The 12,781-nt window shown below is 39.9% G+C and carries 10 protein-coding genes; 4 read left to right on the top strand and 6 right to left on the bottom strand.

Annotation, left to right across the window (positions count from 1 at the left end; translation table 11 throughout):
* From F6K54_RS03560 to F6K54_RS03535, 6 genes are all read right to left on the bottom strand, one after another.
* Nucleotides 1–458: hypothetical protein (locus tag F6K54_RS03560; RefSeq protein ID WP_293074544.1), on the bottom strand; the 458-nt coding region annotated here is incomplete at its 3' end.
* A 70-nt stretch (nucleotides 459–528) separates the two neighbouring features.
* The gene (locus F6K54_RS03555) at nucleotides 529–987 is read right to left on the bottom strand and encodes a hypothetical protein (protein ID WP_293074541.1); all 459 of its coding nucleotides are present in this window, start codon (nucleotides 985–987) and stop codon (nucleotides 529–531) included.
* Nucleotides 988–1,385: 398 nt separating this feature from the next.
* Nucleotides 1,386–3,143, bottom strand: a complete 1,758-nt coding sequence (locus tag F6K54_RS03550) for a mechanosensitive ion channel family protein (protein WP_293074538.1) — start codon at nucleotides 3,141–3,143, stop codon at nucleotides 1,386–1,388.
* Between the two features lie 169 nt (nucleotides 3,144–3,312).
* Nucleotides 3,313–4,515, bottom strand: a complete 1,203-nt coding sequence (locus F6K54_RS03545) for an alpha/beta hydrolase (RefSeq protein WP_293074535.1) — start codon at nucleotides 4,513–4,515, stop codon at nucleotides 3,313–3,315.
* Between the two features lie 420 nt (nucleotides 4,516–4,935).
* On the bottom strand, nucleotides 4,936–6,072 hold the full coding sequence (locus F6K54_RS03540; protein WP_293074532.1) for a patatin-like phospholipase family protein: 1,137 nt from the start codon (nucleotides 6,070–6,072) through the stop codon (nucleotides 4,936–4,938).
* A gap of 486 nt (nucleotides 6,073–6,558) precedes the next feature.
* Nucleotides 6,559–6,849: a hypothetical protein gene (locus F6K54_RS03535; protein WP_293074530.1), complete on the bottom strand. Its 291-nt coding sequence runs from the start codon at nucleotides 6,847–6,849 to the stop codon at nucleotides 6,559–6,561.
* A gap of 659 nt (nucleotides 6,850–7,508) precedes the next feature.
* Here F6K54_RS03535 and F6K54_RS03530 point away from each other — a divergent pair.
* The 4 genes from F6K54_RS03530 (at nucleotide 7,509) to F6K54_RS03515 (ending at nucleotide 12,737) form a co-directional block, all read left to right on the top strand.
* Nucleotides 7,509–9,548, top strand: a complete 2,040-nt coding sequence (locus F6K54_RS03530; protein ID WP_293074527.1) for a PatA/PatG family cyanobactin maturation protease — start codon at nucleotides 7,509–7,511, stop codon at nucleotides 9,546–9,548.
* 765 nt (nucleotides 9,549–10,313) lie between these two features.
* Nucleotides 10,314–10,505, top strand: coding sequence for a hypothetical protein (locus F6K54_RS03525; protein WP_293074524.1), 192 nt, complete (start codon nucleotides 10,314–10,316; stop codon nucleotides 10,503–10,505).
* A 557-nt stretch (nucleotides 10,506–11,062) separates the two neighbouring features.
* A complete protein-coding gene (locus F6K54_RS03520) occupies nucleotides 11,063–11,920 on the top strand; it encodes a class I SAM-dependent methyltransferase (protein ID WP_293074521.1) in 858 nt (285 codons plus the stop codon).
* Nucleotides 11,921–12,500: 580 nt separating this feature from the next.
* A complete protein-coding gene (locus F6K54_RS03515; RefSeq protein ID WP_293074519.1) occupies nucleotides 12,501–12,737 on the top strand; it encodes a hypothetical protein in 237 nt (78 codons plus the stop codon).
* The last annotated feature ends 44 nt before the right edge of the window (nucleotides 12,738–12,781 follow it).

The following is a 12,781-nucleotide window of genomic DNA, read 5'->3' as shown; positions in this document are numbered from 1 at the left end:
TACCATCGACATTTTTTGCCAAAAGCATTGATAATTCTGTACTCGTTCAATGTAGTATATTTTTCCTTTTCTCCATCGGGAAGAAACCTATAGCCTTTAACTTCATATCGAGGAAGATAAAGGTCTTTATCCAAGAAATCTAGCATTTTGTTCAATTCACCAGGTTGCCATAAATCCTTAGCTTGCTGACCAACAATCTTATTCATTGGTTGGTTACTGTTAGCAACAATGGCGGCTTGATTCATCCAAATAACCTCGTTAGTATTCACATCAGTGATAAACTGCGGGTTAACCTCGCCGTAAATCTCAATTAGACTTTTACCTAGTTCTTTAATCATTACTTTTTTCCCTATGATTCTAATTCCCTGTTTTGCTCCATTCCAAATGAGGCGAACTTCACCCCACTTAGTAGCTAACAAATCAAACCAACCTTGATATTGATGGTAGATAATAATCACGTCTTCTTTTCTATAGTAAATAGGAGCAATGAAGACAATCCCCTGGTTAAATACGGCTTCAGTCCATCCATTAAGGAATAGGCTCTGATTGCCTTTGTTCTTCTTCATCATCTGTATTCTGTTCTAGGATGTTATCTGCGTAGACTCGATCGGGTAGCAATTCCTGATCGTAATCAAGGTACTCGCATATGAGGCTGATATCTACATTATTTAAGGGTTGACCCGAAATTGATTTAATGATCGCCCCTCTGACAAGATTGTCTAAAGGGGAATGAGAGTTATCAATTTTGGCTTCAAGAGCTTTGATTCTTGCTTGTTGCTCTGCTAAAGCCTTTTTATAGTCAAAACTTAATTCATGCAGAACATCATATTCTCTGTTCCTTGCTAATCCACTCTCTATGTAAAATAGGGCTAGACTAACCAAAGTTCGCTCTTCTTGTAAAGCTCTTTCCTCTAGCTGTCGATAGGTTCCTGCGGACATAGTGACAGATATTTTTTCAGACCTTGTTTTTCTATTGCTATCTATCATTAGATGCTATTTAGCCCCTGTAGAGAACTAAAAACTATCATAAGCTCTAATTAAATGCTAAAAATAGTATTTTAATAAATCTTAACATTTTATTGATAATTTAATTATTGGGATTAACATGAACTTATAGAGACCCAAAATCTGGTAGTATAGGGTTATAGGTAAGTGGTGTATAATACCAATTACCAAAAATAATGCTATACTTCCAATAGGACTTCAGTTATTAAGTAATAATAATGATTCAGTAATGTTTGTAAGGATTATAGGCATTAATCCAAAATATCTTATACCTTTAAACCCTACTTCCTACTCCCTACTCCCTACTCCCTACTCACAAGGAAATGTAGCAAAACTTTTGAGAAATGCTATAACTTGATATTTTGCCTAAGTCCTGATATCTAAAGTTTGAAACTATCTGTGACATTTTTATAGTGAATTGGTATTACACTAGAAGATTCTGTTTTGTTTGATACAGTGAGTGCGAGTACCTTTGCTCCTGTGAGATCGAGAATTTGGTTAATTTTGAGCAGTATTTCGTCTTGAATAAAGATAGATTCAGCTAAATCTGTAGTTAGGATATATGCGAAAATATCAAGATTAATTATCTTATGACTCAAACTAGCAATACTAATACTTTCTTCAGAAAGTTTTGGATGTTGAGCAAGCATATTTCGCAGGTTTTCCATAATGTGGCCTAACTCTTCGTGAACACTGTCATAGCTCAATGAAAGTGTCTGATCGAAAAAATATTTGTCACGCTTACTATGATTAACAATTTGCGATGTGGAGACCACTGTATTAGGGACATAAATCAGCTTGCGTTCTGGCGTGCGAATCAATGTTGAGCGCAAACTAATATCTTCTACTGTACCGATGACACCACCTAATTCACAAAAATCACCAATCTTTATTGGACGGTTCAAAAATAAAGTTAAACCACCTACTAAATTTTCTATATATGGTTTAACTCCCAACCCAATAGCAATACTGCTAATTCCAAAGCTAGCTATTATTGGTCCAACCGCTATGCCAATTTCTTGGCTGGTGGTGTAAAAAACTATGAATCCTGCTAGAACCCCTAGCAAGCGAACTCCATTGCGAACGACTACTGCTTCAAGGGATGTACTTTCTTGACACATATTGAGGAGAATAGTCGAACCAATAGCATTGAATAGCATAAAAGCCAACCAAGCCAAAACACTACCTTCCACAATAGTTGATAATTTCAGTATATTTTGCAGGAGTGTGCCCGTGATATTAATGCCTTCATCTATCATAACTTCCCAAAAAGTAATCATCCACAGTGTGAAAGCTGGTATCAATAATTCCAACCATACTTTTTTGTAGGGGTTAGCGATATTAACATATCGTCTGAGTAAAAATATGACCCCAAAAATGATAGCGAATACTATGAAGGTTATTATAGCCATACCAAACCATTGCCAGAGAGTTTGGCCATACAGCAATATAGTATTTTTCTCCCTTGGTAACCATCTATTCCACTTGGGAGGTAGGAGATGGCCAGGTGTAGTAATATAGAATCTGTAGAACCCTGGAGATGTTTTCCAGGGATTGAATTGATAGTAGGGATATTCTTCAATCAATTCATAAAATGTTTTGATACGCTTAACTGTTTCAGGGGTGAAGAGAAATTCATTGACATCGAAACCTTCCTCAACTAACTGAATTGCAATTTCACTCCCTGGAACTTCCCAGCGCGTTAGGGATTGAGATACAACATCGTTTGTACTAGGAATCATATTGACTGGAGGTAATTTAAGGCGATCTAATATCTCCTTAAGCATTAGTGCAGACTCTGTACCAAAATCTTGACGATTAATTGGGGGAATATCTACAAGATTTAAGGCATCTATCGCCCGATCTAGAGCTAATTCTGCTTCATAACCTTTTCTCTGCACTGTCTGAGAATGCCATAATCCCCTTTCTCTTTTTGACTGCTGTTGAGCCTCCATAATGAGTCTATATGCCTGATTCATATTGTTCATAAATCCTGAGAGGGTGGTGCGGGGACTATTAGTGGCAGGTGGCCTTAGTGGGTTATCGGTTAGGCTAATGCTAGTAACGGCATACTGAGTTAGGAGAATTATTATTGATACAGTGAGAGTTTGTAAAAGGAGTTTTTTTATTAGTCTCATCTTGATATCTATAGCAATTAGATGGGTTTCTGAATTTTTCTAATTAGCAGTGGTTTTTTCTAGGTTTTATGGATGCGACTGAATAAAGAAATATGATCAAAGGGAGCGATCGCCCCCTTTTGTTCTGGATATGTTGGGGGCGCTCGGCTTTCAGAAATTGTCCCAAGCTTTAGGAAAGCAACTGAACTTTTCTGGCCAGACAATGTACAAAGGCTCTTCGGCGATCTTTTTGCTCAATTTTTTCGTAGAAGTCTTTCAGAGGATCTCCATCTCCTGGTGTTAATTCGTTTGCACTTTTATTCCCTTCAATGTATTCTTTCAGAGCCTTAGATTTTTTCATCTCCTCTAAATCAACGTCTTGATCGCCAACATAAGTTGTATTCCATGGACTGTCGGATATTATTTTTGTGTACTCTGTAAAATTACCCTTTTTATACAAGTCACCCGACAACATTCCCTCGTGGACCATATCAGCAATATCTACATAAACATTGCTCATATTAGGAGAATCGCTACTGTTATTTTTGTTAGCTTGTTTCGTACCAACCAAACGATCTGCATAACTCTCGTAGTTGATTATCTTTGCTGATTTAGCCTTGGAAATAATGTGTATCTCCTTGTTTTCATCTTTTATGGTGCTGAGGAGTTTAACAATTTTCGCATTTGCAGGACTGACAACATTATTAGCATCCGTACTCCAAGAGAATGTGTTAGTGGCGTTTTTTGAGACTGGATCTAGCAGCACGATACGTTTGAGCTTTTTTGTTAGTAAATTATCGGCTAATTGAATAAGTTGAGTATCATCTTGTGTGTTAACAGATCGATCCGATAACAATTGAAGTGCTAAAGCACAACCTCGACTGTGAGCCAACATAAACACTTTATCATAATTATTTTTTTTGTTTTCTAAGTATTCTAAAAAGCTGACAATTAACTCTCGTGACATTTCTGAAAAATTGTTGAATGCTTCGACAGTCATTCCTCGCCCATCTGAATTTTCACTGTAATTCAAAGAACTCCAGTTTATATCTTCGATTGTCTTTAATAGATCGTCCAGTTTTTCTAAAACAGTTTTATCTTGAAAATCAAATTCTTTTTTTGTCATTATCAAATCCCTTTTGAACCAACTGTTACTTTTGTTTGTCAACCTTTGGCATGAGTTGTCAAAGTAACTATTTTTATTGGCAAAAAAATTAATATTAGGTTCACTTGTAAGGAGATTAAATTGTAAAACATCTACCTTGACCAGATCTAATTCATCTTGTGTGAATAGTCCTGAAGATTTGAGAGATTTATCTTGAGTATCAATGACTGGAAAAACAACATCCGATTCTGTTGTTCCACCAAAAACAATAAGAAGATTATTAGCCATGTTATTCTCCGTCTTAATTTGTAATTGTGATTTGATGCGCAAAAAGCAACAGCGAGCCGTATTGGGTAATACGATCGCGATGGGCTGAAATTACTGATTTTAAAGATGGATATTCCTAGAGAAACTTTTCCGCCCTTAACTTTCAGTATTTCAAAACAGAGATTGATTGAGTTCCTTTCTCACTTCTATAAATAAGACGCTCATGCTTCCCAATTTCTGAATTTTTTGAGTGAAATTTTCAGAAAAAAATTTTTTTCAAATAAAATTCATAGGCTAACATGGAAGCTAAAAGATAGATTAGGAATGAGAATTTTATTATCTACAGAAGTTAAATTGCCTAATTTCCATAGCGTCTGAGTTCTGAAAAAAAATTCTGGACTTTATTTAATTCTCATTCCTTAGAAAAAACTGTCTAAATGCTTAATGAGCTCCGATAAACTTTTGAAGAGCCTCTCGCACTGGAACCCTTGGCTTCTGATAATAAACATCCCCACAGTCAAGATAACATTCAGCAGCATCGATCAAGTATTGACAATTATTAGGATCGTCGATATCTTCATTTATTTCTTGATAGTGGTTTCTTTTATCCCTAATATATCTATTATGAGGTTTTTCTAGTAGTTTTCTGACTCTGCCGGGCTGTTTTTCCCTTTCTAAGCGATCATTAAGATCGAAATCCAAACGCAGGATATCGCCCCCTACACTATCTAGAATTTGGTTACAGATATCCTGCGAATTTTTCGCAGCAGGATTCATAAAAATATCCGGTATGTGCTGCACCCAACCTAGTAATCCCCATTCTTTGATTTCTTCATAACTGTAGGGACAAGTTGTATTGCCAGTGCCGATAGAAAGGACCGCAATATCCTTCAAATTTAGTCCATTGTTTTTTTCAATCAATAAGGCATGAGCGATCGCCACTAAAACGGGATTATTGGCCGATACTCCCCCATCAATATAAGGCAGATTTTCCTCTTCATTATAGGGAAGTTCATAAGGGGGAAAAAAGGTAGGAGCAGAAGCTGAGGCAGTGCAGATTTTCCATAATTCGATATTGTCATACCATAATCCTGCATTGGGGGGATTATTAGTAAACCACGTTGTATTTCGGGAATAAACGTCATAAGCAGGAATCAGAATATGGGGTCGCGTGATCTCGCTAATTTTTGCAGAACCCAACTCTTGGTGAATCAATTTTTTCTGCAATATTTTAGCCAAACCCTGCTCTCCCTGTTCGTGGGGATATAAGGCATAACTCCCCATCATTTTTCGCATTATAGTAGAAGGTCGAAAAGAGTTTCGCTGCTGACGTACTGACTCTAAAAAGATATTTTTTCCCTCTTCTAAGTAGATATCAATCATGTCTTTAGCTTTCATCTGACAGACAACTCCCGCAGCCAGAATAGAGCCAGTGGATGTACCAGAAATTAAGTTGAAATATTCGTGTAACTCTTGTCCTTTTTTTTCTCTGACAGTGGTTTCAACCTCTTGCAGAAGTTTGGCTGATAAAACACCCCGGATACCTCCACCATCTAGACAAAGAATCTTAAAACTCATAAATTTTTTTCTCCATATAGCAAATAGGGGAGTTGTCTAGATTTGTGGGATTTCTAGTATGAATCAATTCTCCCAAGCTTGTTAATATTTTGTCAATGCAAGGAAAAAAGACGATTTATTTTTGAATTTACAGCAATTTCGGAGTTAGTGAGGTACAAAATTTTCTTTAGTAACTTTGGTAACACAAGCTTCCAGCCTGTAATAAGCAGGATGCTTGAACTGCAAAGATAAAGATTCTTCAGCTGTACCTCAGCATAGTCAAAAGTGCTGTAAAAATAATCGCCTTTATGGACTTACGCATTTTAATGAAACATAAGGATTTGAAATTGCTTCCTCTTGTAGCAATGATATTAATGACCTAGGTTTTGTGTAAGTCCTGTATATCTAAAAGATACAATTACATCTCCACAAAATCAATCAGCCATTAATAGAATCAATGTTAAGCAAAGCAACATTACTAAAATTACTACCGTTACTAGCGTTTGTTTATTTCTTTTTATTGCTGTTTTCTTTAGCATTTGTGTCTGCGTTTGTTCTTTGGTAAGCCTGAGCAATGTAGTTGTTCATACCTGCCCGAACATTAACGTTACTAACGTTACTAGCGTTTGTTTCTTCCTTTTTATTGCTGTTTTCTTTAGGGTTTGTGCCTGCCTCTGTTCTTTGGTAAGCCTGAGCAATGTAGTCGTTCATACCTGCCCGAGCATTATCGGTGAAAACACCAGACCAGCTACCAATAACCAGTAGCAAAACAAGAGCCATGCGAATTACTGATTTCATTTTTGGACTTCCTCCGAATCAAGTTTGTCAATCAGAATTTTGTTGTTCTACTAATAAGACGATCATGCTTATCAATTTCTGACTTTTTTTGAGTGAGATTTTAAGGAGAAAAATTTTATTTTATAAATTTTATAGGCTGACATGGGAGCTAAAAAATAGATATAGAAAGACTTTGAGAATAAATTGAATAAAAACTTTAATCAAAATAGTCGATTAAAAATTCAGAAATTACTGCTGGGAAACGTCATATAAGTGGAAGGTAAAAAAGACAGGAAATTTTTCCATCGAAGTCCCTTTCTTTTTAAGGCCACACATTTTGAGGCTTACACTCATAACACTTTTGAGAACGGTTAACTATACAGTCAAAACTACAACTTTGTAGGGACTTGATGTAGTCCATTATCAACTATTCCAATTGAGTTATTAGCAAGTGTAAGATATGTTTTTCCTTTCGCTCTCTCCCAGTAATCCACTCAAATTCTTAATACTGGTTTCAGGGTGTGCATCGAGTTAAGAAAAAAATCTACTCGAAAAATTCAGAAAGTGAAGAGCAAAATCGTCTTATTAGTAGAAGACAGGAAAAAGAAAAATTTAACCTTGTCTCCGGTCCAATACCGACAGAAAACTTTCGGCAACTGACAAAATTATGAGGTTCAAGCATGGCAGCTACACAAACAAACGTTACTGAGATTTCAGAATTACCGGGACTCAAACAACTGTGGTCTGAGACCAAAGGCAACTCCCAAATCTGTGTAGCCATTCTTGACGGTCCAGTAGACCAATCTCATCCCTGCTTTGACGGTGCTAACCTCACCAGAGTTCAAACCACAATTTCCGAGAACGCTACAGTTGGGCGGATGTCGAGTCACGGAACCCACATTGCCAGCATCATCTTCGGTCAGCATGGCAATAACGTTCCCGGTATTGCTCCTGGCTGCCGCGGACTGATTGTGCCAGTCTTTTCCGATAATCGCAGTGGTTCCCTTTCCCAGCTAGACCTCGCACGCGCTATCAATCAAGCGGTTGAAGCAGGTGCCCATGTAATTAATATTAGCGGGGGTCAACTTGCTCAAGGGACAGAGGCAGATCCAATGCTGGCGAAAGCAGTCAAATTCTGTAACGACAGTAACGTTCTGATTGTTGCTGCCACAGGAAATGATGGGTGTCAGTGTCTTCACGTTCCGGCTGCCTTACCTTCAGTTTTGGCTGTGGGTGCAATGAATTCACAGGGATTGCCCTTCGATTTCAGTAATTGGGGGGAGACATATCAAACCCAAGGCATTCTCGCTCCTGGTGAAAACATTTTGGGTGCAGCATCGGGGGGCGGTACTGCTCTCAAAAGCGGCACCAGCTTTGCAACTCCCATTGTATCTGGAATTGTGGCGCTGCTACTGAGTGTGCAGTTACAGCGTGGTGAAAAGCCAGACCCCAATGCCGTCCGCGAGGCTATTCTTAAGAGTGCTTTGCCTTGCACCCCAGAAGCGGGTTCAGATTGCCGTCGCTTTTTGGTCGGAAGTCTAAATATTCCAGAGGCTTATGCCTTAATATCACAAGGAGGAACAAAAGAATTGTCTGAGGAAAAATTAGAGCAAGAAATGATTCAACCTAGTGAGGCGACTGACTTCAATCTTGAGGCATCCGCCAACCAGCTAGCAGATACAGGCGAGATAGTGGCAGAAGTCATAACATCTGAACTTGTCCCAGAAACTGTAAGTAATTTGGAGAATACAATGACTGTAACGCCTAGCCAACTAGCAACACCTGCTGTCACCCCTAGTGGCGTGGTAGCTTCTGAAGACTGTGGTTGTAACGGTGGTGCAAAATCCCTAGTTTATGTGATGGGAACAGTTAGTTACGATTTCGGCACAGAGGCTCGTAGAGACAGCTTTAAACAGCTAATGCCTTATGTTGCAGGGGAGCCACCTTTCCCGCCAAATCCATACGTTCTTAGCCAGATGGTGGATTATCTCGAACAAAGCTCCTACGAAGCAAAATCACTGATTTGGACGTTAAACCTAGAGCTAACACCCATTTACGCAATTGAACCTGGTGGAGCTTTTACCGAGCAAGCTTATCACAACTTGATTTCAGCTCTCAAGGGGCAGATCAAACCAGAAGACGATCCTGAATATGTTTCCCGGGTTTCAATTCCAGGGGTATTGACAGGTAAGAGCGTCAGGTTATTTTCTGGACAAGTTGTTCCTGTGATCGTTCCAGAAGTTCGGGGGATGTACGAGTGGAATGTTAACCAATTGGTATCAATGGCGGTTGAGGCAGCAAAAACAGCTACACCACAAACAGCTACACCACAAGCCCAGGCTAATCAGCAAGCCCATGCTAATCAGCAGGAAGAAGCTACGCGAGCTTCTCTGAAGGAATTTCTCAATCGGATGTACTACGAATTTCGGAATCTGGGTCAAACATCCCATGAGCGCGCCCTCAATTTCGCAGCGACAAATGCATTCCAAGCAGCACAAGCACTAACTGAGGCAACTGGTAAGGGAATGCAGCTCGCCAGCATTGAGACAGAAAAAAGCCCAATCTGTCGGATGGATTCAGATTGTTGGGATGTCAAACTGAAGTTTTTCGATCCAGAGAACGATCGCCGGGCAAAAAAAATATTTCGATTTACTGTGGATGTGAGCGATATGATGCCAGTCACGATTGGTCAGATGCGTACCTGGTCTATGTCTGACTAAAAATATCCTGCATAATCTCATTAGACATCTCCAGAAAAGAGGGAACAGGGAACAGGGAACAGGGAACCCACCCCTAGCCCCTCCCAGGAGGCAGGGCTGTTTCATTCTCGATAGACACGGGGACGCGGAGACACACCAGACACGGGGATCGAGGCTTTTAAGTAGCGTTGAACCAGATTCTCTCAGAGCTTAAAGACGCGTACTTTGCTGAAAAATCGGCAAATTTTGGTTAATTTCACTGTTCCACTATCTTCTCATCTCTCGTTATCCCTAAATCGTTAACTTACGGGACTTTAAAACAGCCATGTCTCCCAGGAGGGGAGAGGAATAATTGATAATTTCTGGGTAAGAATTGATTTTATTTTTGATTTTTGGAGATGTCTATTAAAAATCTTGTAAAAATTTGCCAAATTTAGGAGGAGTATTGATATGAATAATCTGTCCAAGCAATCCCAGCCCATACTGATGAATAATCTGCCTAAGCAATCTCAGCCCGTACTTCGGGATTTAAACCATACATCCCCCTTATTAGATAGTTCAGGTGTCAGCAGTTCTGACTTTAATGACTGTTATAAGCTAACAGGTATGGCTAGGAATATGTGTATGGCTGCCTATTAGAAATCAGTGATTACCGATTAAAAATTACTCAAACAGGAGAAACTACGATGAAAGTGCCAATCCAGGCCGGACACGTACCACGTCACCAGTGGTAAGTATCCGGAGACACAAAACAAGTAAACACTCAAGAAAAAACAAGGAAAAGTAATGAACATTTCCAAACAAGTTACGCCTAAAATGATGAACTTCCCTAAGCAAGTTGCCCCTGTGGAAAGGAGTCTATCTCCAGCTGCAATTTCAGACCAAAGTGGTATTGAAGCCAGTGGGTTCTTCGATCACATTTTAGATGTTGCTAAGAAAGTAGCTCCCATTGCTGCTAACGTTGTGAGTCATCTGTAATTCAGCGATCGCTAATCAGCCTGGTTAATCAGCCTAGCTAAACAGCGGTAACAACATTCCTTGTTCGGTGGTTGTCAACAACTACCGAACAAGTTCTAAAAACATTAAGGATAAAAAGGCAAAATTATGAACCTGCCCAAACAATCTACACCCGTCGAACGGAATCTAACTCTAACTCCGGGTGCAATTTCAGAGCAAAATGGTGTTGAAGCCAGCGCTTGGTATAACACAGCTCTGGATATTGCCAAGCATGTAGCTCCAATTGCTGCTCCAATTCTCACTTCTCTGATCTAACTCTGAGCGAAGCAACCTAGTCTAGGTTGCTAGCAAACAGTAGCCCTATGGTTGGTTCGGTGGTTGTATGTAAAACAACTACCAAGCCAGTCCCCAAAGCATTAATCATAACCATACCATCCTATCCTATATCAATAGGAAACTGCAACCAAATAACTTGCTCGGTGGTTGTATGGAAAACAAGCATCGAGCATTTCTTAAAAAGTTGCAGAACCCTGAATGCCAAGTCAATCCCTGAATGAACTCGTACTAAAAACCGCACAATGAATCTGACTTCTTTACCTGTTGAATCTATTTATGATACAGCCTTCTTGACTGCAACCTATCGGGCCTTGGAAACTGAGCGTTCAGATTCTTTGTTCCAGGATGCCCACGCCCAAATTTTAGCTGGGGAGCGGGGCAAAAAGCTTGTCGAGGCAATGCCAGGAGGAAAAGCAGGAGCAGCAGGCTGTGCGGTGCGTACTTGCGTGATGGATGAGTTGATTCTGCGGACTGTTACAGAAAATGGCGTTGATGCAGTGCTGAGTTTGGGAGCGGGTTTGGATACAAGACCTTATCGACTGCCTCTACCGACTTCCCTGCGATGGTACGAATGCGATCTGCCCGTTGTCCTGGCTTACAAAGCTGACAAACTTGCTGGTGTGCCATCAAGGTGTATTCTGGAATCAGTTGCTTTAGATATTACTGACATTATTGCTCGCCAGACTTTCTTTCAGAGTGTCGGTATGGCAGCAAAAGCAGGACTGGTAGTTACGGAAGGGCTGCTGATTTATATGACTGTCGAACAAGTTGCTACACTGGCGACTGACTTGTATGCACAGCCCCAGTTTCAGTGGTGGTTAACAGATCTTGCCTCGCCAAGTGCGTTGCGATATTTCCAGAAAAGCGTAAATAGTTCGCTTAATTCCGGTGAAGCAACTTTGAAATTTGCCCCTGAAGAAGGAACTGAATTCTTTCGGCAATATGGTTGGAAGAGCGTTGAATTTCGATCGCTGCTGGAAGAAGGCCAGCGCTTACATCGGGAAGTCTTGCCTAAATCGCTGCTGGCTCAATTACAAACGCCGGAACATTGGGAAATGTGGCGGAGGATGTCTGGCTTTATTTTACTAAAGCGCCACTAAATTGAAGGCGTTGCTGAATACTGGGATGATTTCGGCTGACACGGGGACACGGAGACATGGAGACACGGAGACACGGAGACACGGAGACACGGAGACACGGAGACACGGAGACAGGGAGACACGGAGACACGGAGACACGGGGATTATGCTTTTTGCTCTCTGACAAAATCATCCCGCAATTATGCAATGCCAAATTGAAAGTCAAGGCTGAGGTAAATCATCGTAGAAAATACTGCAATGATTTAGTTTCACTTTGTCGATTAATACAACCTCTGATGTTGTATTGCTATTCTCAACTAGCTATCAGCTATCAGCTTTTTGACCAAAAAATAAGGTGTCAAGCCTCGCCTTTCAAGGGGATGAAAAATTTTTAATTCAGTATTTCAAGCCTCTGACTGAAGCCAGAGGTACTGACAACTGATAACTGATAACTGATAACTGAAATTACCTTGGGTTAAATCCCCGGCTTCTAAAAGCCGGATGGTTAAGTCGGGGTTAAATCCCTAACTCAACGTAAAAAAAAGTCCTAATGCTGACCGCTGACTGCTGGCTGCTATTTAACAAAACAAAAGGAGTAGTTATGAAACTTCCCAACCAATCTTTACCTGTAAACAGGAGAGAAATTCTAGATCCGGAACTTGTTTTAGTAAAGTTTCGAGACAGTAAAGGCAATTTGCAACAAAAATATAGTTTTGTGCGGGGTTCTAATGTGAATCTAAACGATCCCGTTAAATTTTCAGAGCAGGTTGATTGTGGGTGTCGGATATTGTCTGGGCTGTCAAGGGCAATGTGTTTTGCTACTTGTGGCATTGTTTAGAAGCTAAATTCGACAGAGTGTAGCATTACTTTTGATAAATGCTA

Source organism: Okeania sp. SIO3B5 (genome assembly GCF_010692555.1).
Lineage (GTDB): Bacteria > Cyanobacteriota > Cyanobacteriia > Cyanobacteriales > Microcoleaceae > Okeania.
Note: the sequence above shows the minus strand (reverse complement) of the source record. Positions and strands in the feature narration are given on the sequence as shown.

Bases quoted from the DNA above. Each gene is read 5' to 3' on its own strand.
- F6K54_RS03555 (WP_293074541.1), bottom strand. From the start codon at position 987: ATGATAGATAGCAATAGAAAAACAAGGTCTGAAAAAATATCTGTCACT.
- F6K54_RS03550 (WP_293074538.1), bottom strand. From the start codon at position 3,143: ATGAGACTAATAAAAAAACTCCTTTTACAAACTCTCACTGTATCAATA.
- F6K54_RS03545 (WP_293074535.1), bottom strand. From the start codon at position 4,515: ATGGCTAATAATCTTCTTATTGTTTTTGGTGGAACAACAGAATCGGAT.
- F6K54_RS03540 (WP_293074532.1), bottom strand. From the start codon at position 6,072: ATGAGTTTTAAGATTCTTTGTCTAGATGGTGGAGGTATCCGGGGTGTT.
- F6K54_RS03535 (WP_293074530.1), bottom strand. From the start codon at position 6,849: ATGAAATCAGTAATTCGCATGGCTCTTGTTTTGCTACTGGTTATTGGT.
- F6K54_RS03530 (WP_293074527.1), top strand. From the start codon at position 7,509: ATGGCAGCTACACAAACAAACGTTACTGAGATTTCAGAATTACCGGGA.
- F6K54_RS03525 (WP_293074524.1), top strand. From the start codon at position 10,314: ATGAACATTTCCAAACAAGTTACGCCTAAAATGATGAACTTCCCTAAG.
- F6K54_RS03520 (WP_293074521.1), top strand. From the start codon at position 11,063: ATGAATCTGACTTCTTTACCTGTTGAATCTATTTATGATACAGCCTTC.
- F6K54_RS03515 (WP_293074519.1), top strand. From the start codon at position 12,501: ATGAAACTTCCCAACCAATCTTTACCTGTAAACAGGAGAGAAATTCTA.